Here is a 22,331-nt window from a genome sequence, read left to right as displayed (position 1 = left end):
TATGCAGCATCCCGAGATACCAGCGTATCAGGCTGAGCCAGAAGTGGTTCGGGCGCTGGGACGTGTGGCTGTCTTTATGGGGGGAGACTCTGCCGAGCGCGATGTTTCTCTCAAAAGCGGCAAGGTGGTTCTTGCGGCGTTGATATCTGCAGGCGTCGACGCCTTTGCCATGGATGTTCAGGGCTGCCTGTTAAAGACCGTAGAGAAGCCTGAGTTTGATCGGGTGTTTATAGCCCTGCACGGTCGTGGCGGCGAAGACGGAACGCTACAGGCCATTTTGTCTCAAGCGGGAATTCCCTATACCGGCAGCGAAGTGCTGGCTTCAGCTCTGGCGATGGACAAATTGCGCACAAAATACGTGTTTGCAGGCTGTGGCCTGCCAACACCGAAATTCAGAACCATGTCGGCTGCGGACGACGCTGAGCAGATTATTCAGGAGCTGCGTCCGCCACTGAGTGTTAAGCCGTCTAGGGAAGGTTCCAGCATCGGAATCCGCAAGGTGAACACGGCTGCTGAGCTGGCAGAAGCCTACGAGACCGCAGCTGCGCTGGATAATTTGGTACTGATAGAAGAATGGATAGAAGGGCCGGAGTTTACGGTCAGCCTGCTGCAGGACAGTGCTCTGCCGGCCATCGGGCTGAGCACGGATCACGTGTTCTACGACTACGACGCAAAATATCTGGCGGACGACACCCGTTACCGGATTCCCTGTGGCCTAGCGCCTCAGGACGAAGTGAGGTTGCAGAACCTCGCACTGGAAGCGTTCCGGGTAGTGGGCTGCCGCACTTGGGGCCGGGTAGACATCATGCAGGATGCCGATGGCGAGTTCTGGCTCCTGGAAGTAAATACCGTGCCGGGCATGACCGATCACAGCCTAGTGCCCATGTCTGCGAGAGCCGCGGGCATGAGCTTTGAGGAATTAGTTGTGCGGATCCTTCAGGACACCTTGGAGGGTGACAGCTTGGAGAGTGCCAATGCTTGAGACACTGCTGATCCGGAGTGGGGCGATACCGTCCGACCCTCCCCGGCGCCGGGGAGCAACCTCCCTTGGCCCGGAGAAAGACCGGTTTGGCGTGTTTAGGGCTGTGCTGGACGCTGTGCCCTGGCTGCAAGCTGGTATGGGTATCGCGATTTTGCTGGCGGCGGGCCTGGTGCCTTGGGGAACTGGCAAAGTGCTGGGCGCCATGGATCAGCAAATTCTGGCCATTGATGTAAATGGCGATTTCATCGGCGATAGCCGAGTTGCCATTGAGCGCCAGGCCGGGAACTGGATTGGCAAAAGTTACTTCTCGACGGATCTTTCCGACATAAAGGTCGACCTCGAGAAGCGCCCGTGGGTTGAGACAGTGGCGGTACGCCGAGTATGGCCGGATCGTTTGGAAATCAACATTCGGGAGAAGAAGCCCCTGGCCTACTGGACCGACGGCCGCTTGGTTAGCCGCACTGGCGAGCTGTTCATGCCGCCCAATCCAGCAGTGGCAGGGCGTTTACCGAAGCTTTCCGGGCCTGATGAGCGGGTGCGCGATGTGATTGGCATGGCCCGTACCATGAGCGACAAACTGGTGGGGCACGGTCTGGGGTTTTCAGGGCTTTCACTGGAGCGGCGGGGGGCTTGGACCCTTCGTCTCTCAAATGGAATTGAAGTGGTACTCGGCCGGGATCAGGTCGCGAAGCGTTTTGAACGCTTTATTACAGTGTATGAAAACCGGCTGGCATCACGGTCGGACGAAGTTAGCCGGGTAGATGCCCGCTATACCAACGGTGTAGCGGTTCAATGGAAGCCGGCCCAGGCCGCTTCCGGCCCGAAAACATAGAAACAACAAATTCAGACCTACGGTTTGGTGGAACACATGTCATCGGTTGAAACGGAAAACATGATTGTCGGTCTCGATATCGGAACCTCGAAGGTGGTTGCGATCGTCGGCAAACGCAAGATGGACGGAACCATTGAGGTGGTGGGTATTGGTTCTCATCCGTCCCGGGGACTGAAGCGGGGCGTGGTGGTCAATATCGAAACCACGGTTCAGGCGATCCAGCGCGCGGTTGAGGAAGCCGAGTTGATGGCGGGTTGCCGCATTCACTCCGTGTACGCGGGGATTGCGGGCAGCCATATTAAAAGCCTCAACTCCCACGGCATTGTTGCCATCCGCGATCGGGAAGTGACCCAAGCGGATATCGATCGGGTAATCGATGCAGCTCAGGCCGTAGCCATCCCTGCGGATCAGAAAATTCTGCACATTTTGCCGCAGGAGTTTGTGATCGATAACCAGGAAGGCATCAAAGAACCCATGGGGATGTCCGGTGTACGCTTGGAAGCGAAGGTGCATCTGGTGACCTGTGCTGTAAACGCCGCCCAGAACATCGAAAAATGCATTCGCCGCTGCGGCCTTGAGGCAGACGACATCATTCTGGAGCAACTGGCCTCCAGCCACGCGATCCTCACCGAGGACGAAAAGGAACTGGGTGTTTGCGTGGTGGATATGGGCGGCGGTACCACGGATATCGCTGTGTTCACTGGCGGCGCCATACGCCACACAGCCGTTATACCCATTGCCGGCGACCAGGTTACCAACGACATAGCTATGGCTCTTCGCACGCCCACGCAGAACGCCGAAGAGATTAAAATCAAGTACGCCTGCGCCTTGACGCAACTGGCGGGCGCTGACGAAACCATCAAGGTGCCCAGCGTTGGCGACCGTGCGCCCCGTGATCTCTCACGTCAGGCGCTGGCGGAAGTTGTTGAGCCACGCTACGAGGAGCTGTTTGCCCTCGTGCAATCAGAGCTGCGCCGCTCAGGTTTCGAGGATCTAATTCCGGCAGGCATCGTGATTACGGGTGGCTCCGCCACCATGGAAGGTGTGGTGGAGTTGGCTGAAGAAGTTTTCCATATGCCGGTTCGGCTGGCCTGTCCGCAGGCAGTTTCCGGTATGACAGAAGTTGTTAATAACCCCATCTACGCCACCGGCGTCGGGTTATTGATTCATGGTTTCCGGCAGATGGATCTTGGCCGGACACCGGCGCTCAAGGGTGAAGATGCACCCTCGCTGTTTGAGCGCATGAAAGCCTGGTTTACCGGTCATTTCTAACGGTTCCCGGGCGGCAGTAAACGAAGGTATCTCGAAAATACAATCTCTATTAAACAGTCTGGAACAAGGCTGAAACAGCACGAAGGAGAAGGGGAATGTTTGAACTTGTCGATAATGTCCAACAAAACGCAGTCATCAAGGTAATTGGTGTTGGCGGTGGCGGCGGTAACGCCGTGCGGCACATGCTGAACAGTGACATTGAAGGTGTAGATTTCATCTGCGCCAACACAGACGCCCAGGCATTGGCTGGTATGGATGCCCGCCAGATCATTCAGCTCGGTGGTAGCATCACGAAAGGGCTGGGTGCAGGGGCAAATCCGGAAATCGGTCGCCAGTCTGCTCTTGAGGATCGCGATCGTATCGCCGAAGCCCTGAAGGGCGCGGATATGGTGTTTATCACCGCCGGCATGGGTGGAGGTACCGGCACAGGTGCAGCACCTGTCGTTGCCGAAGTTGCGCGGGAAATGGGTATTCTGACCGTTGCCGTGGTTACCAAACCTTTCAATTTTGAAGGTGGCAAGCGGATGAGTTTGGCCGACGTCGGGCTCAAAGAGCTGGAAGAATGCGTTGACTCGCTGATCACCATTCCCAACGAAAAGCTGCTTGCTGTGCTGGGTAAAAAGACCAGCCTGCTAGACGCTTTCGCTGCTGCGAATGATGTTCTGCTGGGTGCGGTTCAGGGTATTGCTGATCTGATTACCCGCAATGGCATGATCAACGTCGACTTTGCCGACGTTAAAACCGTTATGTCCGAAATGGGCATGGCAATGATGGGTACGGCGACCGCTACCGGCGAGAACCGCGCACGAGAAGCTGCCGAAGCCGCTATTCGTAGCCCATTGCTGGAAGATGTCAACCTGCAGGGTGCCAAGGGTATTCTGGTTAACATTACCGCGGGTATGGATTTGAACTTGGGCGAATTCTCCGAAGTTGGCGATATCGTGCGTGAGTTTGCATCTGATACAGCTACGGTTGTAGTGGGTACTGTTATCGACCCGGAAATGACCGAAGAGCTGAAGGTAACCGTTGTTGCAACAGGCCTTGGTGGGGATCGTGAAAAGCCGACCAAAGTGGTGGATAACACCCGCACTCTGGATGGAAAAACAGATTATAACCAGCTGGATCGCCCTGCAATCCTGCGTCGTCGCGCGGTATCACGCGGCAATGTGGCGATTGATCAGAGCAAAGAAAGCGAAGAGCAGGGGGTCGACTATCTCGATATCCCCGCATTCCTTCGTAGGCAGGCTGACTGATAATCTAGTGCGATTGACATCCGATTTGGGTAGATATCTGTAAAGATACATCACGAATTCGGATAACGATGCGCTGACTGCCGACGGCCATATTGCATGAATTTCAGGCAATATGGAGTTGCGCAAATGGTACTCAGTCGTATTTTTTGATATTCTGTATTTAAGTTTTTTTTGGAATATCGCAATTTTTTACGGAATAACGAACCGATGATCAAACAACGGACACTAAAAAACACGATCCGTGCTACCGGCATCGGGCTGCATTCGGGGGAAAAGGTTTACCTTACCCTGAAGCCCGCTCCGGTAGATTCGGGAATCATTTTCCGGCGTACCGATCTTGACCCTGCGGTTGAGATTCGTGCCTGCGCCGAAAATGTGGGTGAGACCATGCTGTCCACGACGCTGGTAAAAGACGGTGTCCGTGTGGCGACAGTTGAGCATCTGCTGTCAGCCATGGCTGGTCTCGGTATCGATAACTGCTTTGTTGAACTGAGCGCTGCTGAAGTGCCGATCATGGACGGCTCCGCCGGCCCATTCGTCTTTTTGTTGCAGTCTGCCGGCATTGCCGAGCAGGAAGCTGCCAAGCGGTTCATTCGCATCAAGCGGGAAGTCACCATTGAAGAAGGCGATAAGAAGGCTACCTTCCTGCCGTTTGAAGGCTTCAAGGTGAGCTTTAGCATCGACTTTGATCACCCTGTGTTCAAAGGCCGTGCTCAAACCGCGACCGTCGATTTTTCGAGCACGTCTTTCGTGAAGGAAGTTAGCCGCGCAAGAACCTTCGGGTTCATGCGTGATATTGAAAAGTTGCGGGCGATGAATCTGGCGCTGGGTGGCAGTGTAGATAACGCCATTGTGGTAGACGACTACAAAATCCTGAACGAAGACGGTCTTCGTTATGAGGACGAGTTCGTTAAGCACAAAGTACTGGATGCAATCGGGGATCTATACCTGTTAGGCAACAGCCTGATCGGTGAGTTCCGTGGTATCAAATCTGGTCACGATTTGAATAATAAGCTACTGCGCAAGCTTAGGGCAGAAGAGGATGCATGGGAGGTGGTTACCTTTGACAATGAAGAAACCGCGCCTATCTCCTACATGAAGCCTGTGCTGGCGGTACCGGTTTAAGGCGGGATGCCTTAATCTCGGACATGGCTTGCGAGTTTTTCGAGAACCTCGCGTAGTTTTTGATCCTTCGTGTGCCCGGCTTCCTCTTGGAGGAGTCGGGCGTTTTCTTTGCTAAGCGGAATTTTTTTCGCGGGCGGTTTTTCATGAAACCGTGGTGGTACCACTTTTACTTTGAGCTTCCACACAAATCGGAATAGCTCGTTCTCGCGTAATTTTTCCATGATCTCGTGCTGGCGGAAACGAATCTGACTGGCTTTTCCTGCATTTTCTGCCGATAAGGTAAGTTCCCCCTCCAGGCAACAAACAAACCGAGTGCCCGGTGCCAGCGCTGGTGGTAGTGAGGAAATAACCTGTGCCTCTGCCATACTGTGGGTGTTGGCTTTTGCTACCAGTTCTCGCAAAACTGGGGTTCTTCCCAGGTTGTCGAAGGTCATTCTTTGCTCATTTTTTCGTTTCATAAGACGTTTTCTTCTCGACGGCCACGATAACGATTGGTTACACTTCGGCACGTTTTGTGCGTAGTGCCAGTGATGCTCTTGTTTTACCTTGTTGTAAATGAGTATGTCTACCGGGCGCTACGATTTATCAGTACGTAGTTGTTGCTAAGGATGGCAAACCCGCTCGGATTATTCCGGGCTGCAACACTACAGGAAACGGTTGCGGCTCATCTATGAAATCTGAAGACAATATGAATATCATTCTTGTTGGTAAAAACCATGGGAAATCCCGTGTGCTGGCGCTAAATGGCACGGTTGCTTTTACCCTAGCGTTTGCGGCGGCAGCATTAATTGTTGCTGCAGGCTGGGCTGGATACAGCGTAGCGGTAAGCCAAGCGGATGCCCGTGAACCTTCGGATTCTGAACTCGTAGCAGAATGGCGAAGCAAGCTAAATGAACAAAAGACGGAACTGGCCGGGCTACAGCAGAACGTTCAGTACCAGGTAGATGCACTGACACTGCGTCTTGGCCAGATTCAGGGTCGTCTTTTGCGGCTTGATGCGTTGGGCCAGCGTTTTGTGGAATCCGGCTTGGTTGCCAGTGATGAATTCGATTTCAACCAACCGGCGGCGGTTGGTGGCCCTGAAGACGCGCTTCCTGCGGATTCCTTCTCGGCGCCTGAGCTCACCCGGATGATCGATGAGCTGGAACGCAAGATGCTGGATCGTGAGCAGCAATTGCGGCTGCTGGATCAGGTTTCTTCTCGCCAAAAACTGGAAGATGAGCTGTATCTCGAAGGTCGCCCGATTACGTGGGGCTGGTTGTCTTCGCGCTATGGATATCGGTCTGACCCGTTTACCGGAAAGCGTACTTGGCACGCGGGAGTGGATCTTGCAGGCAAAGACGGCAGCGATATTATTTCTGTTGCGGGCGGCGTAGTAACGTATGCAAGCGAGCGTAACGGTTACGGCAACCTGGTTGAGGTTGACCACGGTGATGGCCTGGTGACCCGCTACGCGCACTGCAAGACGGTCAAGGTTAGGGTTGGCGATGTTATTCAGAAGGGCCAAGTGCTGGCGCTTATGGGAAGTACCGGCCGCTCTACCGGGCCCCATGTACACTTTGAAGTCATTCGTAACAGCAAAACCGAGAATCCCGAAACGTACATTAAAAGGGCAAGTCGATAATTTTCAGGTTCTGCCTGACGTTTGCCCCAGTCCCCACCAACGCCATTAAGTTCGTTAGCTCCCGGTATTTGGCACAGGATAGCCCCTGAACACCGGCTATGTGAGCCCTACCTTTTGCCCTACCGCGAAATAAGGTTAGAATGTCGGCTTCCTCCGTTTAATCAAAGAAGCAGTGGTCTATGTTCTCAAAGTTTGCAACCAAGATGTTCGGCAGTAAAAATGCCAGGGAAATCAAGAGAATGCGCAAGTGGGCCTTGCGTGTTAATGAGCTTGAAGAGCAGTTTGGCAATCTAGCGGACACCGAGTTGCAGGGCAAAACGGCCGAGTTCCGTCGCCGGCTCGATGAAGGCGAGAGTCTAGATGCACTGCTGCCTGAGGCTTTTGCGACGGTTCGTGAAGCAGGGCGCCGCGTTATGGGCATGCGCCACTACGATGTACAGCTGGTTGGCGGTATCACCCTGCACGAGGGTCGGATTGCGGAGATGAAGACCGGTGAGGGTAAAACACTGGTCGCAACCGTTGCTGTGTATCTCAACGCCCTGCCTAGCAAGGGCGTACACGTTATAACCGTGAACGATTACCTAGCCAGCCGCGACGCGGATTGGATGGGTAAGCTCTATAGCTTCCTTGGGTTGCAGGTAGGTGTCATCGTTGCCGGCCAACCGCCGGAAGACAAGCGCGCTGCTTACCAGGCGGACATCACTTACGGTACCAACAACGAATTCGGCTTTGATTATCTGCGCGATAACATGGCATTCAGCACTGACGACAAGGTGCAGCGTGGCCTCTACTACGCGATTGTGGACGAAGTCGACTCCATTCTTATCGATGAAGCACGTACGCCACTGATTATTTCGGGTGCCACAGAAGACAGCTCTAAAGCGTACTTGGCCATTAATGAATTGATCCCAAGCTTGGAGCAGGGTGAGGAAAGCGAAGAGGGCGAGCCCTCTGGCGATTTCACCATTGATGAAAAATCGCGCCAAGTTGAGCTGACTGAGGCGGGTCATGAAAGAGTTGAAGAGCTGCTATTAAGCCGCGAACTGCTGCGAGAAGGTGAGAGCCTCTACTCGGCCGCCAACCTTAGCCTGCTGCACCACGTGCACTCAGCGCTCCGTGCTCACCATTTATTCCAAAAAGATGTGGATTACATTGTTCAGGGCGACCAAGTTGTCATTGTTGACGAACACACAGGCCGTACCATGCCAGGCCGGCGCTGGAGTGAAGGCCTGCACCAGGCAATGGAGGCCAAAGAAGGCCTGACGATTCAGGCTGAGAGCCAGACCCTGGCTTCAACCACATTCCAGAACTACTTCCGGCTTTACGACAAGCTAGCAGGTATGACGGGTACCGCTGATACGGAGGCCTTCGAGTTCCGCCAAATCTACGGCCTTGATGTGGTGGTTATACCGCCCAACAAGCCAATCCAGCGAATTGATTACAACGATCTTGTTTACCTGACCCAGGATGAGAAATTCCACGCCATCATTGATGAGATCAAGGATGTCACGGGCGAAGGCAGGCCCATCCTGGTGGGTACCGCTTCTATTGAGGCCTCTGAGCTGCTCTCTATGCTTCTGAAAAAGGCGCGCATTGAGCACAAAATCCTTAACGCTAAACAGCATGAGTCAGAAGCGCAGATTATTGCCCAGGCAGGCCGCCCGGGTGCTGTGACCATCGCCACTAATATGGCTGGCCGAGGTACAGATATTGTATTGGGCGGTAACTGGGAGCACGAAGCCGATGCCATGGGCTCTGCGACGGAAGAGGAAGCTGCGCGCCTCAAAGCCGAATGGACCGAGCGGCATAATCAGGTGTTGGACGCCGGCGGCCTGCACATTGTGGGCACCGAGCGCCATGAGTCCCGCCGTATAGATAACCAGTTGCGCGGCCGTGCCGGGCGACAGGGTGACCCAGGTTCTTCCCGTTTCTTTCTGTCCCTGGAAGATAATCTGATGCGCATCTTTGCGCCGGATAAGGTTAAGAGCCTGATGCAGGCGATGGGCATGAAGAAGGGCGAGGCCATTGAGCATCGCATGGTCACGAACGCCATTGAAAAATCCCAGCGAAAGGTTGAAGGCCGTAACTTCGACATGCGTAAAACGCTGCTTGAGTACGATGACGTAGCCAACGATCAGCGCACGGTCATTTACGACCAGCGTAACGAAGTTATGTCGTCTGAGGATGTCTCTGAGATGGTTAACACCATCCGTGAGGACGTCGTTGATGTGTTGATTAGCGAGCATATTCCACCCCAGAGCATGCCCGAGCAGTGGGACGTGGGTGGCCTTGAAACTCAGCTGCAATCGGAAATGTCAATCGACCTGCCAGTTCAGGCCTGGCTGGAAGAAGATAAAAAGCTTTTCGAAGACAACCTGCGCCAGAAAATTCTGGACGAAATTGTGGCAGCTTACCGAGCCAAAGAAGAGGTTGCCGGCGCTGAATCCATGCGCAAATTCGAGAAGCAGGTGTTCCTGCAGGTTCTGGATACGCTATGGAAAGAACACCTCTCAAACATGGATCACCTGCGCCGTGGTATCCATCTGCGCGGCTACGCCCAGAAGAACCCCAAGCAGGAATTTAAGCGTGAAGCGTTTAGCATGTTTGAAACCATGCTTGAAACCATGAAGCGAGATGTAGCCCGTGTTCTTTGCCATGTTCGTGTGCAGAGCCGCGAAGAGTTGGAAGAGGTTGAACGTCGTCGTAAAGAGGAGCTTGAACAGGAGCTTGCCAAGGCACGCCTGCGTCATGATGAGACCAGTGTTACCCAGAGCGAAGGCGGAAGAGGGAATGGTGGTGGCGCCGGCGATTCGCGGCAAACGACTCCCGAAACCTTCGTGCGACAAGAGCGCAAGGTGGGCCGAAACGAGCCCTGCCCATGCGGATCTGGCAAAAAGTTCAAGCAGTGTTGTGGAAAGGTGAGCTAACTCCGCCGCGCTGACAGAAAGTAAAGAATGGAGGAGCCCGCAATCGACCAGTTGACTGGCAGGCTGCGGGTTTTTCGTTTTAAGACATATTTATATTAGAAACAGCATCAAAAGGAGTGGCAGGATGGCGGTCGGACCCGGAACCTTACCCGAATTTTTCCCAGTAGCGGGTGTTAAACTGGGCATTGCCAGCGCCGGCATTAAAAAACCCGGGCGCAACGATATAGTGGTGTTTGAGCTAGCACCGGGTAGCCGGGCTGCCGGTCTGTTTACCCGCAACCAGTTCTGCGCTGCGCCGGTCACCTTGAGCCGTAGGCACCTGGCGGAGAAAGCGCCGCGTTACCTTTTGATCAATACTGGAAATGCCAACGCGGGCACGGGCGCGCGCGGCGTGGAAGACGCTCTTGCTTGCTGCCAAGCGCTGGCACAGCAAGCCGGCGTGAGTGCCGCCGAGGTGCTGCCGTTCTCAACGGGGGTGATTGGTGAGCCGTTGCCGGTGCAAAAAATCGTAAATGCACTGCCGTCGGCCCTGGCTAGCACTGGGGACAACCGCTGGGCGGAAGCAGCCAGCGGCATCATGACAACCGACACCCGCCCAAAGGGCGCCACAGCGCGGATCGATCTAGGTGGTCACATAGTCGCTATTTCCGGCATCAGTAAGGGCGCGGGCATGATTCGACCCAACATGGCTACTATGCTGGGTTTTATTGCCACCGACGCCTGTATTGCGCCAGACGCGCTCCAGGCACTGGCATCAGAGCTTGGGGAACAGTCGTTTAACCGCATTACTATCGATGGGGACACCTCCACCAACGATGCCTGCACGTTGATAGCCAGTGGCCAGTATGACGGGCCGGAAATTACTCTGGACAGCCCGCACTTGCCGGTGCTTCGGGATGCGTTAAAAGAAATTTATCTGAATCTCGCGCACGCCATTGTGCGTGATGGCGAAGGTGCAACCAAGTTTGTCACCATTCATGTTAGCGGTGCTGCGGCTCAGCAAGAGGCGTTGGATGTGGCTTATACAGTTGCGCACTCGCCACTGGTGAAAACCGCGTTGTTTGCATCGGATGCCAACTGGGGGCGGATTTTGGCAGCGGTCGGCCGGGCCGGCGTTGCAGATTTGGACGTTAATGCCCTGGAAATCTTCCTCGGGAACGTATGCCTCGTGCGGGATGGCGGTCGAGCGGAGGATTATTCTGAGGAGCGCGGGCAGGCGGTTATGGATCAGGAAGAGATCACCATTGGCATTGACCTTAAACGGGGAAATGTCAGCGAAACAGTTTGGACCTGCGATTTTTCCCATGACTACGTAACCATTAACGCCGACTACCGTAGCTAAGCATGACCAGAGCAGAAGCGGATGTTCAGGAAGTGCATGTAGCAGTCGGCGTTATTATTCGGGAAGGGCGAGTGCTTATCGCCCGCCGGCCCGACTATGTTCACCAGGGTGGCTTGCTGGAGTTTCCCGGCGGTAAGGTTGAGCCGGAAGAAACGGTACAGGCTGCGCTGGTTCGTGAGATTGCCGAGGAAACCGGGTTACATATCCCGTTGGACAGTTTGCATCCAATGATTGGTATTCGCCACGATTACGGCGACAAGCGAGTGTTTCTGGATGTTTGGAGAACGGAGCAGGCCCAAGGTGAACCCCATGGTCGTGAAGGGCAGTCCATAGACTGGGTGAACCCAAACCGTCTGCGGGACGAAGACTTTCCTGCGGCTAACCGGCCCATTATCCGGGCGCTGCAGTTGCCATTCTTGCTGGCTATAACCGGCCATGTGCGCACGGGTGATGCCGGCCTACAGCAGCTGCATAAGGCACTTGCCAAGTTGCCAGCGAGTGATCGCGCCAGGTTGGTACTGCTGCGGGCGCCGGGGTTGGCCGCAGAGGATTATGATTGCTTGGCTGAGTCTGCGCTATACGTTTGTGAGGCGGCCGGTGCCGGCCTTATGCTTCATGGGTCGTCTGGAGTTTTTGATGGCAACCCGGATGCTGCGGGGCTGCATTTGCCCTGGCGTGAGGCCGAAAAGTTGGATGCGAGACCTGTGCCAGATGGGGTTTGGTTGGGGGTTTCCTGCCACAATGCCCGCGAGATAGATCATGCGGTCGCCATTGGAGCGGATTATGTGACCTTGGGCCCGGTAAAGCCGACGGCTACCCATCCTGAGGCTCCAGTTATGGGGTGGGCGGAATTCCGCGATCTGGTTTCCCATGCGCCGATCCCGGTTTTTGGGCTAGGCGGGTTGGGGTTAGCTGATCTTGATGAGGTGCAGCAGGCGGGCGGTCAGGGCGTGGCTGGTATTCGTTACTGGTGGCCACAAAGCTGATTATAATTCGTCGCTTTGATCCTTATTTAAAACGCCCCGTATTTAACCCTATGTTGAATCTGAACCCCGGGAGACACAGTGAGTAAATTGACACATCTTGATGACAAGGGCGAAGCCCGAATGGTCGACGTAACGGACAAAGCCGTAACAGAGCGAGAAGCCCGTGCCGAAGCAAGGATTCACATGAACGGGGAGACCCTCAGGATGATCACCGAAGGGGAGCACCCAAAGGGTGATGTGCTGGCTGTTGCCCGTATTGCTGGGATTATGGCGGCCAAAAGAACACACGATCTAATTCCATTGTGTCACTCCCTAAATCTCACCTCGGTGAAGGTAGAGCTCACCCCGGGGGCTGATGGCGCATCGGTGCACATATTGACCCGCTGCAAGCTTTCGGGCCAGACAGGTGTCGAAATGGAAGCGTTGACTGCAGCGAGTGTGGCAGCGCTTACGCTGTATGACATGTGCAAAGCTGTCGACAAGGGTATGGAGATCGGTGGCGTGCGTCTACTGGAGAAAAAGGGTGGTCGCAGCGGACATTGGATGGCCGGCAACCCGTAATAACGGATCTGCACAGTGCCCCGGCCCATGGTAGAATGCGCGCCCCGATTTACTGAACCACGAGGAAACATTGTGGCTGTTCGTTACATCGAATCTTGCCGGTTGCCGACCCCTTTCGGGGTATTCGACATGCACGGCTTTGAAGAGCTGGACACGGGAAAGGAGCATGTTGCTCTGACCCTGGGATCGCTGGATGGTGACGAACCCATGCTGGCTCGAACGCACTCCGAATGCCTGACCGGCGATGCGCTATACAGCATGCGTTGCGATTGTGGTTACCAGCTAGAAGAGGCATTGCGCAGCATTGCCCGTGAAGGGCGAGGCGTTCTGATGTACCTGCGCCAGGAAGGTCGCGGTATTGGTTTGCTCAACAAGATCCGTGCGTACAATCTGCAGGACCAGGGGGCGGATACCGTGGAGGCAAACGAGCGACTTGGTTTTGCGGCGGATCTACGTGATTACAGCATGTGTAAAGATATGCTGGAGCACTTGGATATCAAAAGCTTGCGCCTGATGACAAACAATCCCCGTAAGGTGAATGCTCTGACCTCATACGGTATCGAGATCACCGAGCGGGTTCCCCTGAACGTGGGCCGAAACCCCCATAACGAGCACTATCTGAATACCAAGCAGAGCAAGCTCGGACATTGGCTGGAGAGCCATCAGGACGATGATCTCCAGGGTTAAGGGACGTTTTATTTGACCGCTTTCAGTCGCTGATGCTGTAGCCGCTCCATTCGAGTGCTGATGGCAGAGAATATGCCATCAGCATTCAGCCCGCAGTCTTTGAGCAGTTCTTCGTGTTTGCCGTGATCAATAAAGGTGTCCGGCAACCCAAGTTGAAGCACCGGCATGGACACTTCCTGGCGGTTCAGGCATTCGGTGACGGCACTGCCCGCACCACCGGCAATGGCGTTCTCTTCCAGGGTTACTAGAAGCTCGTGCTGTTCTGCCAGCTCAAGGATCAGGGCCTCATCGAGCGGCTTAACGAAACGCATATCGGCCACCGTCGCCCCCAACCTTTCTGCGGCCTTCAGCGCCGGAGCGAGCAGCGTGCCAAAGTTGAGAATGGCAATGTGGCTGCCTTCGCGAACCTTGCGCCCCTTGCCGATCTCCAAAGGAGTAAGTTCTTGCTGAATGTCTGCTCCTGGCCCGGTTCCTCTGGGATACCGAACGGCTGCCGGGCCTTCAAACAACATGCCGGTATGAAGCAACTGGCGTGTTTCGTTTTCATCTGAGGGCGTCATCAGAACCATGTTGGGAATGCATCGCAGGTAACTGATGTCAAAGGCGCCTGCGTGGGTAGGGCCGTCTTCGCCTACCAGCCCGGCGCGGTCGATTGCGAACAGTACATCTAGGTTCTGGATCGCCACATCGTGTATTAACTGATCGTACCCCCGCTGTAAAAACGTGGAGTAAATCGCAACCACCGGCTTTGCGCCATCACAGGCCATACCCGCTGCAAGTGTTACGGCATGCTGCTCGGCAATGGCCACGTCGAAATAACGATCCGGGAAGCGCTCGGAGAATGCCAGCAGATCGGACCCTTCGCACATTGCAGGCGTAATGCCGCTTACGCGCTCATCCTGCTCCGCTGCATCGCACAGCCATTGTCCGAACACGTTCGCGTATTTTTGCTTCGAGGGTGCAGGTTTGACCGGTTCGGGCTTGCTGGCTGGCACTGGCTCAATCTTGTTGATGGCGTGGTAACCGATTGGGTCAGCCTCAGCTGGTGCGAAGCCTTTGCCTTTGGTGGTCACCACATGGAGAAACTGTGGGCCTTCCAGCTCGCGGATATTCTCAAGGGTTTCGACCAGCAGTGGCAGGTCGTGGCCATCAATGGGGCCGATGTAATTGAAACCCAGTTCTTCAAACAAGGTGCCCGGCGCCATCATACCTTTGAAGTGTTCTTCGGTTTTCTTGGCCAGAGCCATCAGGTTTGGCGTGCCCTGAAGGACTTTCTTGCTGCCATCGCGCACTTGGTTATAGGTGCGGCTTGAAAGCAGTTTGGCAAAATAGTTAGACAAGCCGCCCACGTTGCGCGAAATCGACATGTCGTTGTCGTTCAGAATTACCAGCATGTCGGCGTGCAGGTGGCCGGCATGGTTCAGTGCTTCAAAAGCCATACCGGCAGTCATGGCGCCATCACCGATAACGGCAATGCTCTTGCGGCCGGTGTTCTGCTGGCGAGCAGCTACGGCCATGCCCAGCGCGGCACTGATGGACGTACTGGAATGACCTACACCAAAGGTGTCGTATTCGCTTTCAGTGCGTTTTGGGAAGCCGGCCAAGCCGTTCTTGCGCCGGATGCTGCCCATCCGCTCACGGCGGCCTGTAAGAATCTTGTGAGGGTACGCTTGGTGGCCAACATCCCACACCAAGCGGTCTTCCGGTGTATTGAACACATAGTGTAGTGCCACAGTCAGTTCAAGTACGCCGAGCCCGGCACCAAAATGGCCGCCGGTCTGCCCCACGGACCATAGCAGGAATGCCCTTAGCTCTCTGGCAAACTGAGTAAGCTGGTCAGACGGCAGCTCCCGCAACTGGGCGGGTATGTCAACCCGATCCAGCAGCGGTGTGTTTGGCCGATGTGACGGGATTTCCTTAAAAATATACGTGTCCTGCATCTGCTCGGGTCTTTTCCGGAATGTGGTGAAAATGTATTTCTTCAGTGTGCGCTCTGGTGGCACCGGGCTTCAATGGCCGATTTAATGTGTTCTTGCCACCACATAGTCTGCCATGGCCCTCAAGGGGTCTGCTTCTGGCCCAAAACCCTGCAGGTTCTTAAGCGCGTTGTCGAGTAGTGCGGCGAGGTGCTCCCGTGCGCCTGTCAGCCCTAGCAAAGCGGGATAGGTCGGTTTTGCGCGGGCAATGTCAGACCCCTGCGGTTTTCCGATGGTTTCTGTATCCCCTTCAATGTCTAGCAGGTCATCCTGAACTTGGAATGCCAACCCAAGAGCCTGGGCGTAACGTGTTAGCGCATTCAGTGAGTGTTCACTAACCCCGGGCACCGTCAGTGCTCCAATGCGCACGCTGGCTTCAATCAGCGCCCCGGTTTTATGTCGGTGCATGGTTTCGAGCTGAGCCAACGTCAGGATTTTGCCTACGGACTCCAGATCAATGGCTTGGCCACCCACCATGCCGCCATGACCGCTTGCCCGGGCCAGTTCCTGAATCATCGTCAGCCGTGCAGACGCTTCGATGCCGGGGGCTTCCGCAAGCCACTCAAAAGCCAGCGCCTGCAAGGCATCACCGGCCAGAATGGCGGTGGCTTCGTCGAAGGCAATGTGTGCGGTTGGTCGGCCCCGACGTAATTCGTCGTTATCCATCGCCGGTAGGTCGTCGTGCACAAGCGAATAGGCGTGGATCAGCTCGATGGCACAGGCAGGCACCAAAGCGACATCAATGCTTTGCCCCAGTGCGTTTGCAGCCGCCAAGCTTAGCGCAGGGCGGATACGTTTTCCGCCGCCCAGAACACTGTAACTCATGGCGGCCTGAAGCCGCTCAGAGGCAGATCCGGATGCAATGCGGCGATCCAGTTCTGCGTCCACGCGGCTGCGACAGGTTTCCAGAAAATCCATGGTAGACGGGTTCTCGTTATGCATTAGCTGGCGTCATCCGGCGAAAACGGACGGGTTTCCAGCGTGCCATCATCGTTCTGTACCAGTTGCTCAACCCGTTGCTCGGCGCTTTTCAAGGCTTGCTGACAGGCGCGGGTCAGCTTTACACCTCGCTCGAAGGCAGCCAGGGATTGCTCAAGGGAGAGTTCACCTTCCTCTAGGTTGCGAACCAACGTTTCCAGCTCATCAAGAGACTTCTCAAAGTCGGCAATGGATGTGGCGTCTTGTTGACCGGCCATCGGTGGCCCTCCGATCGGGTGGACGAATTTCGCGGATTATATCAGAGGCAGAGCGCTATCGCTGCCAGTGGAATTCCCGGTATTCCTCCGGGCGGCCTTCAGGCGCCCAACTCTGCTCGGTAACATGGATTTCGCCGGTGCGGGAGACGCTAACGATTGTGGTGGCGCGAGTGCCATATTCTGCGCCGGTTATAAATGGCGACGAAAGAAAGCGCTCGGTGTCACGGTGTATGCCAGTGTTAGGGAGCAGATGATCCGGCGCCGGCGTTGTATCCTGCAGCAACCGGGTAAGGTCTTTGTGTAGATTCCCCGCACTCCCCCCGGCGGATGTCACGGTGTGGCCCACGGCTTTTCTGAGCCGTAAAAGCTTGGGCCACGGAGTTTGAAGCAGGTGATTGCTCAAACCATAAATGCCCCGGTGAATGCTGCGGCCTGGCCGAGCGTCGCGGTTGCTGAAGTACCAGCCGGCGGTATTGCTGAGGCTTACAAGGTTGAACCCTGCGTACCGTGCAGAGGTGTTCGCCAAGCTTTCTTGTAGCTGTGATTCTTGTTCCCGGAGTGCCCTCAGGGGCAACTCACCACGGCTCGCAAGGCCCGCTTCTGGCGTGCCTTCACGAACATTCGTTACGGCGGTCACGTGGCCTTCGGGGGACACGGCCAGCCAGGTACCTCCGGATTGCAGATCCCTGCCGGACAGCACCCGGTCACCGGCTTCTGTTGTCCACCACTGCAGCGGCGCCGTGGGCCGGCGGAAAAACTCATCTCGGTTGGCGGCAACCACCAACGGAAAACGCGCGCTCTGGCCAAGAGAAAATGCGATTAGGCACATGCTAAGTTGCTCTCCGGGGGCTAATGGGGCATTCCTAGATGATGAAATTGTTGCTGGTGTGTATCATACCAGCCTTGTTTTCCCGGATGTGTGAGTGACTATGTCCCTGTTATCCGTATTTGCCATTTATATGGTGCTTGGAGCCTTTGCCGGCACCCTTGCAGGCCTGTTCGGCATTGGTGGCGGACTTATTATTGTGCCGGTACTGATTTTTAGTTTTGGGGCGCAGGGCTTCGGTCTTGAGGTTGCCGCTCACATGGCCGTTGGAACGTCGCTGGCGACCATTGTTTTCACATCCCTTAGCTCCATTCGTTCTCACCATGGTCATGGGGCTATTCGCTGGGATGTTTTCCGGCCAATGGCTGTTGGCATTGTGGCCGGTGCTTTTATCGGTGCCTGGACCGCTGCGTTGCTGAGTGGTGCCGCTTTGGAACTGATAATCGGACTATTTGTCATTCTGGTGGGCATCAAGATGCTGCTCGACGTAAACCCACCGCCGGGCAGGGACGTTGCGGGCAAGCCGGGTCTTGGTGTGGCTGGAGCAGGTATTGGCTGGGCCTCGGCCATATTTGGTATAGGCGGCGGAACGCTCACCGTGCCATATTTGACTTGGAGCAACGTTCGAATGCAGCAAGCAGTGGGTACCTCTGCTGCTTGCGGGTTACCGATTGCTATTGCAGGTGCTCTTGGCAATGCCTGGACTGGCTGGAATGAGCCAGCGCTGCCGGAATACAGCCTTGGCTTTATCTATTTGCCTGCCTTGATCGGAATTATTATCACCAGCGTGCTGTTTGCGCGGGTAGGAGCTAATTTGGCACACCGGCTCAACGCCAAGGTGCTGAAGCGTGTTTTTGCCATCTTGCTATTGCTGGTTGGCCTTCGTTTTCTACTAAGCTAAGAGGTTATTGATGCTTCAGCATCCACAGATAGACCCGGTTGCCCTCGCCATCGGGCCACTCAAGATTCATTGGTATGGGTTGATGTACTTGGTCGGCTTTCTGGCTGGCTGGTGGCTGGGGCGGATACGTACACGTAAACCCTGGTCCCCGGTTACCGAAGAGCAGATGGGCGACCTTCTGTTTTATCTCGCCCTTGGCGTTATTTTGGGTGGGCGCTTTGGCTATGTCGTCTTCTACAACTTTGATCTCTTCCTATCAGACCCGTTATGGCTCCTGCGGGTATGGGAAGGCGGCATGTCCTTCCATGGCGGATTGTTGGGTGTCACGTTCGGCATGTGGTGGTACGGCCGCAAACTTGGAACTGGGTTCTGGCGCATTGCCGATTTCGTGGCCCCGTTGGTGCCGGTAGGCCTTGGAGCAGGGCGGATTGGTAACTTTATCAATGGCGAACTCTGGGGTAAGCCTACCGACATGCCTTGGGGCATGGTGTTCCGCCAAGCACCAGATGCGCTGGCCCGTCACCCATCCCAGCTTTACCAGTTTGCCCTTGAGGGGGTGTTGTTATTTATCATTCTCTGGTGGTTCTCCGCCAAGCCTCGCCCAAGAATGGCAGTGTCTGGGCTGTTCTTGGTTTGCTACGGCGTTTTCCGCTTTTTGGTGGAGTTTGTACGCGAGCCTGATGCGCAGCTGGGCTACCTGGCATTCGATTGGCTGACCATGGGGCAGGTGCTTTCCTTCCCAATGTTTCTGGGCGGGGCGGTTCTGATGTTTATTGCTTACCGGAGAAACGCCGAATGAAAGCCTATCTCGATCTGATGCAGGACGTCGTAGATAACGGGTTCGACAAGGGCGACAGAACCGGCGTGGGCACCCGTTCCGTCTTCGGGCGCCAAATCCGCTTTAATCTCCAAGATGGTTTCCCTCTGGTTACCACCAAAAAAGTGCACCTGCGCAGCATTATTTATGAACTGCTCTGGTTCCTGAAGGGCTCCACAGACAACAACTGGTTAAAAGAGCGAAAAGTCTCTATCTGGAATGCGTGGGCGCTGGAAAACGGCGATCTTGGGCCGATTTACGGCAAGCAGTGGCGAAGCTGGCAGTGCCCGGATGGCCGGGTGGTGGATCAGATCAGCGAAGTCATCAATCAGATACGCAATAAACCAAATTCTCGGCGCCTGATTGTCTCCGCCTGGAACCCGGCGGAACTCCCGGATGAGTCCGTTGGCCCCCAGGAAAACGCCCGTGAAGGCCGCATGGCACTGGCACCCTGCCACTGCCTGTTCCAGTTCTATGTACTCGACGGCAAGCTCTCCTGCCAGTTGTACCAGCGCAGTGCAGACCTGATGCTCGGCGTGCCGTTCAACATCGCATCCTATGCACTGCTAACGCACATGATCGCTCAGCAGTGTGATTTGGAAGTCGGTGAATTTGTACATACCTTTGGCGATTGCCACTTGTACCAGAACCACCTGACAGACGACATCGTGTTTGAGCAGCTAAAGCGCAAGCCAAAAGCCCTGCCGAAACTGCTTATTCAGCGGAAGCCAGACTCAATTTTTGATTACGAATTAGAAGACTTCGAATTTGAGGGCTATGACCCTTATCCCGGTATAAAAGCACCCATCGCTATCTAGTACTGGCAGGCCGATCTCACAATTCGACCGCAAGGATGCGGGAAGGGCTCTCCAAAAATGTGCGGAGCCATGGATGGCGGAGCCAAGCGTACACGGACGTATTCACAGCGTTTTTTGGAGAGCCCTTCCCGCATCCTTGCAACCCCCGAATCAGAGGAAAAACACATGCGCAAGGCACTCATAGTAGCCATGTCCCGAAACCGGGTTATTGGCCGGAATAATAATCTGCCTTGGTATCTACCGGGCGATTTGAAATATTTCAAGCAAGCCACCATGGGCAAGCCCATCATCATGGGCCGGAAAACCTGGGATTCTATTGGTAGACCATTGCCGGGCCGGATGAACGTGGTGATTTCGAGGAATGCAGACCGTGAAGCGCCCGCAGGAACCGTTGCCGCCCAATCGCTGGAACAGGCACTAGTAAAGGCTGAAGCGCAGGCCGAACTGGATGGTGGTGATGAAGTGATGATTATCGGGGGAGGGCAGATCTATATCGAAGCGCTACCCATGGTAGACCGCATTTATATCACACAGGTGCACGCCGAAGTGGATGGCGATGCGTATTTCCCGGAAGTGAACTGGGGTGAGTGGGAAGAAATCGGACGGGAGGATTTCTCCGCGTCCGATAACAATCCTTACGACTACAGCTTCGTCGTCTATCAGCGCTTACCGGCTGGCTTGCCACCTTTACCCGGTGGTTTGCCACGGGCACCAGCGCCTCCTGGCCCACCGCGACCCTTTGGTGGTCCCTTGCGGAACTCGCCTGGGCGTCCGCCTTTACGGTCACGACGTGGAGGTGGAGTTGCAGACACCACCGGCAGTGCTTCCGGTTGCTCCAGAGGCAGTAAGCCAGGTTGCATTGCTTCCATCCAGCAGGCGAGAGCGCCGGCAACCATGGCTATATCCATTTCGTTGCGCTCGGCGATGTCGTCCAGCAAGCCCATGGCCTTGGCAAGCTTCTTGTCTTCAGCGAAGCCCAGAAGCTGGCTTTCAAACTGCTCTTCGCGCATTTTTTTCAGTTCAACGGGCGAGGGCAACTGGTAAGCTTCCATTGGCGAGTTGGTGGCACGCTCAAGCGTGCGCAGCCAGCTTCGCTCACGGGGGGTTACCAGCAGAATAGCCTTGCCCGTGCGCCCCGCACGGCCGGTACGCCCAACCCGATGGATATAGGCTTCGGTGTCGTAGGGCACATCGTAGTTGATGACGTGTGAGATTCTGGGCACGTCCAAGCCGCGGGCGGCTACGTCGGTAGCAACGATGATGTCTTTCTTGCCACGCTTGAGATCTTCAACAGTTTGCTCGCGCTGCCGCTGGTTCAGATCTCCGTTTAGAGGGGCTACTGTGTGGCCGCGGGCGCTGAGCTTCTCGGCCAGAAGTGTCGTTTCGGCCTTAGTGCGCACAAAGATAATCGCGGCTTCGATTGGCTCTACTTCCAGGATACGGGTTAGGGCATCCAGTTTGCGCTCTGCATAAACCGGCAGAACAAACTGAGAAATGCCTTCAACCGTACGAGTTGCGCTCTCGATTTTTACTTCGACTGCGTCGCTCAGGTAGGTTTGTGCAACTTTTTTGATTTGCGGCGGCATGGTGGCAGAAAAGAGCGCGCGCTGGCAGTCAGCTGGCGTTTTGGCAAGAATAGCCTCTACGTCATCAATAAAGCCCATGCGCAGCATTTCGTCTGCTTCATCCAGTACCAATGCCTTCAGGTTACCTAACCTCAGTGTACCTTTACGAAGGTGATCGAGCATACGGCCGGGGGTGCCGACAATAACTTGCGCGCCACGCTTAAGGCCTTTGATCTGCGGGTAAAAATCTTGACCGCCGTAGATCGGTAATACATGAAAGTGGCGGAATTTTGCGGCGTAGGACGTAAACGCTTCTGCAACCTGAATTGCCAGTTCCCGCGTGGGTGCCAGAACCAGAATCTGAGGTTCGGTTACTGAGGCGTCAATTCGGCTCAGTAGTGGTAGTGCAAAGGCTGCGGTTTTACCCGTGCCGGTCTGGGCAACGCCCAGAAGATGTTTGCCAGCGAGCAGCGCAGGAATGCACTGAGCCTGGATGGGCGTTGGGGTTTCGTAGCCAATAGCGGATACAGCTTCCAGTACGGCTGGATCAAGCCCCAGTTCGGCAAAGGACAATTCAGACATTGATTTACTCGGAATTCGGAAGGTAGAGCATTGCCGGGCAATGCATTATGTGGCGATAT

At 55.3% G+C, this 22,331-nt stretch carries 19 protein-coding genes and 2 pseudogenes; 15 read left to right on the top strand and 6 right to left on the bottom strand.

Features of this window, described 5'->3' with window-relative positions; translation table 11 throughout:
- Position 1 precedes the first annotated feature (1 nt).
- From CPH80_RS11065 to lpxC, 5 genes and pseudogenes are all read left to right on the top strand, one after another.
- A complete protein-coding gene (locus CPH80_RS11065) occupies positions 2-982 on the top strand; it encodes a D-alanine--D-alanine ligase (protein WP_096277780.1) in 981 nt (326 codons plus the stop codon).
- Entirely contained in the window at positions 975-1,814 is an 840-nt protein-coding gene (locus CPH80_RS11060; RefSeq protein WP_096277778.1) for a cell division protein FtsQ/DivIB, read from the top strand. The genes CPH80_RS11065 and CPH80_RS11060 overlap by 8 nt, the downstream gene beginning before the upstream one ends.
- Positions 1,815-1,850: 36 nt before the next feature.
- The gene (gene ftsA / locus CPH80_RS11055; RefSeq protein WP_096277776.1) at positions 1,851-3,086 is read left to right on the top strand and encodes a cell division protein FtsA; all 1,236 of its coding nucleotides are present in this window, start codon (positions 1,851-1,853) and stop codon (positions 3,084-3,086) included.
- Positions 3,087-3,181: 95 nt separating this feature from the next.
- Positions 3,182-4,223 (top strand): annotated as a pseudogene (gene ftsZ / locus CPH80_RS11050) (cell division protein FtsZ); the annotation flags it as partial.
- Positions 4,224-4,546: 323 nt separating this feature from the next.
- Positions 4,547-5,464 (top strand): UDP-3-O-acyl-N-acetylglucosamine deacetylase, encoded by a 918-nt coding sequence (gene lpxC / locus CPH80_RS11045; RefSeq protein WP_096277772.1) that lies wholly within the window; start codon positions 4,547-4,549, stop codon positions 5,462-5,464.
- Between the two features lie 11 nt (positions 5,465-5,475).
- Here lpxC and CPH80_RS11040 read toward each other — a convergent pair whose 3' ends face one another.
- Entirely contained in the window at positions 5,476-5,922 is a 447-nt protein-coding gene (locus CPH80_RS11040; protein ID WP_096277770.1) for a DciA family protein, read from the bottom strand.
- Between the two features lie 212 nt (positions 5,923-6,134).
- Here CPH80_RS11040 and CPH80_RS11035 point away from each other — a divergent pair, with 212 nt between their 5' ends.
- From CPH80_RS11035 to ribA, 6 genes are all read left to right on the top strand, one after another.
- Positions 6,135-7,088, top strand: coding sequence for a M23 family metallopeptidase (locus CPH80_RS11035; protein WP_096277769.1), 954 nt, complete (start codon positions 6,135-6,137; stop codon positions 7,086-7,088).
- A 179-nt stretch (positions 7,089-7,267) separates the two neighbouring features.
- A complete protein-coding gene (secA, locus tag CPH80_RS11030) occupies positions 7,268-10,015 on the top strand; it encodes a preprotein translocase subunit SecA (protein WP_096277767.1) in 2,748 nt (915 codons plus the stop codon).
- Between the two features lie 124 nt (positions 10,016-10,139).
- On the top strand, positions 10,140-11,357 hold the full coding sequence (gene argJ / locus CPH80_RS11025) for a bifunctional glutamate N-acetyltransferase/amino-acid acetyltransferase ArgJ (protein ID WP_096277765.1): 1,218 nt from the start codon (positions 10,140-10,142) through the stop codon (positions 11,355-11,357).
- Between the two features lie 2 nt (positions 11,358-11,359).
- Positions 11,360-12,343, top strand: a complete 984-nt coding sequence (locus CPH80_RS11020) for a Nudix family hydrolase (protein WP_096277763.1) — start codon at positions 11,360-11,362, stop codon at positions 12,341-12,343.
- A gap of 78 nt (positions 12,344-12,421) precedes the next feature.
- Positions 12,422-12,904, top strand: coding sequence for a cyclic pyranopterin monophosphate synthase MoaC (gene moaC / locus CPH80_RS11015; protein ID WP_096277761.1), 483 nt, complete (start codon positions 12,422-12,424; stop codon positions 12,902-12,904).
- A 72-nt stretch (positions 12,905-12,976) separates the two neighbouring features.
- Complete coding sequence (gene ribA, locus CPH80_RS11010; RefSeq protein ID WP_096277759.1) at positions 12,977-13,591, top strand: GTP cyclohydrolase II; 615 nt, start codon at positions 12,977-12,979, stop codon at positions 13,589-13,591.
- An 8-nt stretch (positions 13,592-13,599) separates the two neighbouring features.
- Here the strand turns inward: ribA and dxs are convergent, their stop codons facing one another.
- The 4 genes from dxs to CPH80_RS10990 all read right to left on the bottom strand — a co-directional run bounded on the left by dxs (position 13,600) and on the right by CPH80_RS10990 (position 17,592).
- On the bottom strand, positions 13,600-15,531 hold the full coding sequence (gene dxs, locus CPH80_RS11005; protein WP_096277757.1) for a 1-deoxy-D-xylulose-5-phosphate synthase: 1,932 nt from the start codon (positions 15,529-15,531) through the stop codon (positions 13,600-13,602).
- An 81-nt stretch (positions 15,532-15,612) separates the two neighbouring features.
- Complete coding sequence (locus CPH80_RS11000) at positions 15,613-16,509, bottom strand: polyprenyl synthetase family protein (RefSeq protein ID WP_096277755.1); 897 nt, start codon at positions 16,507-16,509, stop codon at positions 15,613-15,615.
- The gene (locus tag CPH80_RS10995) at positions 16,509-16,763 is read right to left on the bottom strand and encodes an exodeoxyribonuclease VII small subunit (RefSeq protein WP_096277753.1); all 255 of its coding nucleotides are present in this window, start codon (positions 16,761-16,763) and stop codon (positions 16,509-16,511) included. Before CPH80_RS10995 ends, CPH80_RS11000 begins: the two co-directional genes overlap by 1 nt.
- A gap of 55 nt (positions 16,764-16,818) precedes the next feature.
- Positions 16,819-17,592, bottom strand: a complete 774-nt coding sequence (locus CPH80_RS10990) for an NRDE family protein (RefSeq protein WP_096277751.1) — start codon at positions 17,590-17,592, stop codon at positions 16,819-16,821.
- 100 nt (positions 17,593-17,692) lie between these two features.
- Here CPH80_RS10990 and CPH80_RS10985 point away from each other — a divergent pair, with 100 nt between their 5' ends.
- From CPH80_RS10985 to CPH80_RS10970, 4 genes and pseudogenes are all read left to right on the top strand, one after another.
- Complete coding sequence (locus CPH80_RS10985) at positions 17,693-18,490, top strand: sulfite exporter TauE/SafE family protein (protein ID WP_096277749.1); 798 nt, start codon at positions 17,693-17,695, stop codon at positions 18,488-18,490.
- A gap of 10 nt (positions 18,491-18,500) precedes the next feature.
- Complete coding sequence (gene lgt / locus CPH80_RS10980) at positions 18,501-19,289, top strand: prolipoprotein diacylglyceryl transferase (protein WP_096277747.1); 789 nt, start codon at positions 18,501-18,503, stop codon at positions 19,287-19,289.
- Positions 19,286-20,125, top strand: a complete 840-nt coding sequence (locus CPH80_RS10975) for a thymidylate synthase (protein WP_096277745.1) — start codon at positions 19,286-19,288, stop codon at positions 20,123-20,125. Before lgt ends, CPH80_RS10975 begins: the two co-directional genes overlap by 4 nt.
- Before the next feature lie 165 nt (positions 20,126-20,290).
- A pseudogene (locus CPH80_RS10970) lies at positions 20,291-20,794 on the top strand (dihydrofolate reductase); the annotation flags it as partial.
- Here the strand turns inward: CPH80_RS10970 and CPH80_RS10965 are convergent.
- Positions 20,785-22,272, bottom strand: coding sequence for a DEAD/DEAH box helicase (locus tag CPH80_RS10965; RefSeq protein ID WP_096277744.1), 1,488 nt, complete (start codon positions 22,270-22,272; stop codon positions 20,785-20,787). The pseudogene CPH80_RS10970 and the gene CPH80_RS10965 overlap by 10 nt on opposite strands.
- Positions 22,273-22,331: the final 59 nt, after the last annotated feature.

Origin of the sequence: Marinobacter sp. LV10R510-11A (genome assembly GCF_900215155.1) — a bacterium.
Classification (GTDB): domain Bacteria; phylum Pseudomonadota; class Gammaproteobacteria; order Pseudomonadales; family Oleiphilaceae; genus Marinobacter.
This window is presented reverse-complemented; position numbering and strand designations above follow the sequence as displayed.

What these genes read in the sequence shown, in the direction of transcription:
- CPH80_RS11065 (WP_096277780.1), top strand. Translation starts at nt 2, where the DNA reads ATGCAGCATCCCGAGATACCAGCGTATCAGGCTGAGCCAGAAGTGGTT.
- CPH80_RS11060 (WP_096277778.1), top strand. Translation starts at nt 975, where the DNA reads ATGCTTGAGACACTGCTGATCCGGAGTGGGGCGATACCGTCCGACCCT.
- ftsA (WP_096277776.1), top strand. Translation starts at nt 1,851, where the DNA reads ATGTCATCGGTTGAAACGGAAAACATGATTGTCGGTCTCGATATCGGA.
- lpxC (WP_096277772.1), top strand. Translation starts at nt 4,547, where the DNA reads ATGATCAAACAACGGACACTAAAAAACACGATCCGTGCTACCGGCATC.
- CPH80_RS11040 (WP_096277770.1), bottom strand. Translation starts at nt 5,922, where the DNA reads ATGAAACGAAAAAATGAGCAAAGAATGACCTTCGACAACCTGGGAAGA.
- CPH80_RS11035 (WP_096277769.1), top strand. Translation starts at nt 6,135, where the DNA reads ATGAAATCTGAAGACAATATGAATATCATTCTTGTTGGTAAAAACCAT.
- secA (WP_096277767.1), top strand. Translation starts at nt 7,268, where the DNA reads ATGTTCTCAAAGTTTGCAACCAAGATGTTCGGCAGTAAAAATGCCAGG.
- argJ (WP_096277765.1), top strand. Translation starts at nt 10,140, where the DNA reads ATGGCGGTCGGACCCGGAACCTTACCCGAATTTTTCCCAGTAGCGGGT.
- CPH80_RS11020 (WP_096277763.1), top strand. Translation starts at nt 11,360, where the DNA reads ATGACCAGAGCAGAAGCGGATGTTCAGGAAGTGCATGTAGCAGTCGGC.
- dxs (WP_096277757.1), bottom strand. Translation starts at nt 15,531, where the DNA reads ATGCAGGACACGTATATTTTTAAGGAAATCCCGTCACATCGGCCAAAC.
- CPH80_RS11000 (WP_096277755.1), bottom strand. Translation starts at nt 16,509, where the DNA reads ATGCATAACGAGAACCCGTCTACCATGGATTTTCTGGAAACCTGTCGC.
- CPH80_RS10995 (WP_096277753.1), bottom strand. Translation starts at nt 16,763, where the DNA reads ATGGCCGGTCAACAAGACGCCACATCCATTGCCGACTTTGAGAAGTCT.
- CPH80_RS10990 (WP_096277751.1), bottom strand. Translation starts at nt 17,592, where the DNA reads ATGTGCCTAATCGCATTTTCTCTTGGCCAGAGCGCGCGTTTTCCGTTG.
- CPH80_RS10985 (WP_096277749.1), top strand. Translation starts at nt 17,693, where the DNA reads ATGTCCCTGTTATCCGTATTTGCCATTTATATGGTGCTTGGAGCCTTT.
- lgt (WP_096277747.1), top strand. Translation starts at nt 18,501, where the DNA reads ATGCTTCAGCATCCACAGATAGACCCGGTTGCCCTCGCCATCGGGCCA.
- CPH80_RS10975 (WP_096277745.1), top strand. Translation starts at nt 19,286, where the DNA reads ATGAAAGCCTATCTCGATCTGATGCAGGACGTCGTAGATAACGGGTTC.
- CPH80_RS10965 (WP_096277744.1), bottom strand. Translation starts at nt 22,272, where the DNA reads ATGTCTGAATTGTCCTTTGCCGAACTGGGGCTTGATCCAGCCGTACTG.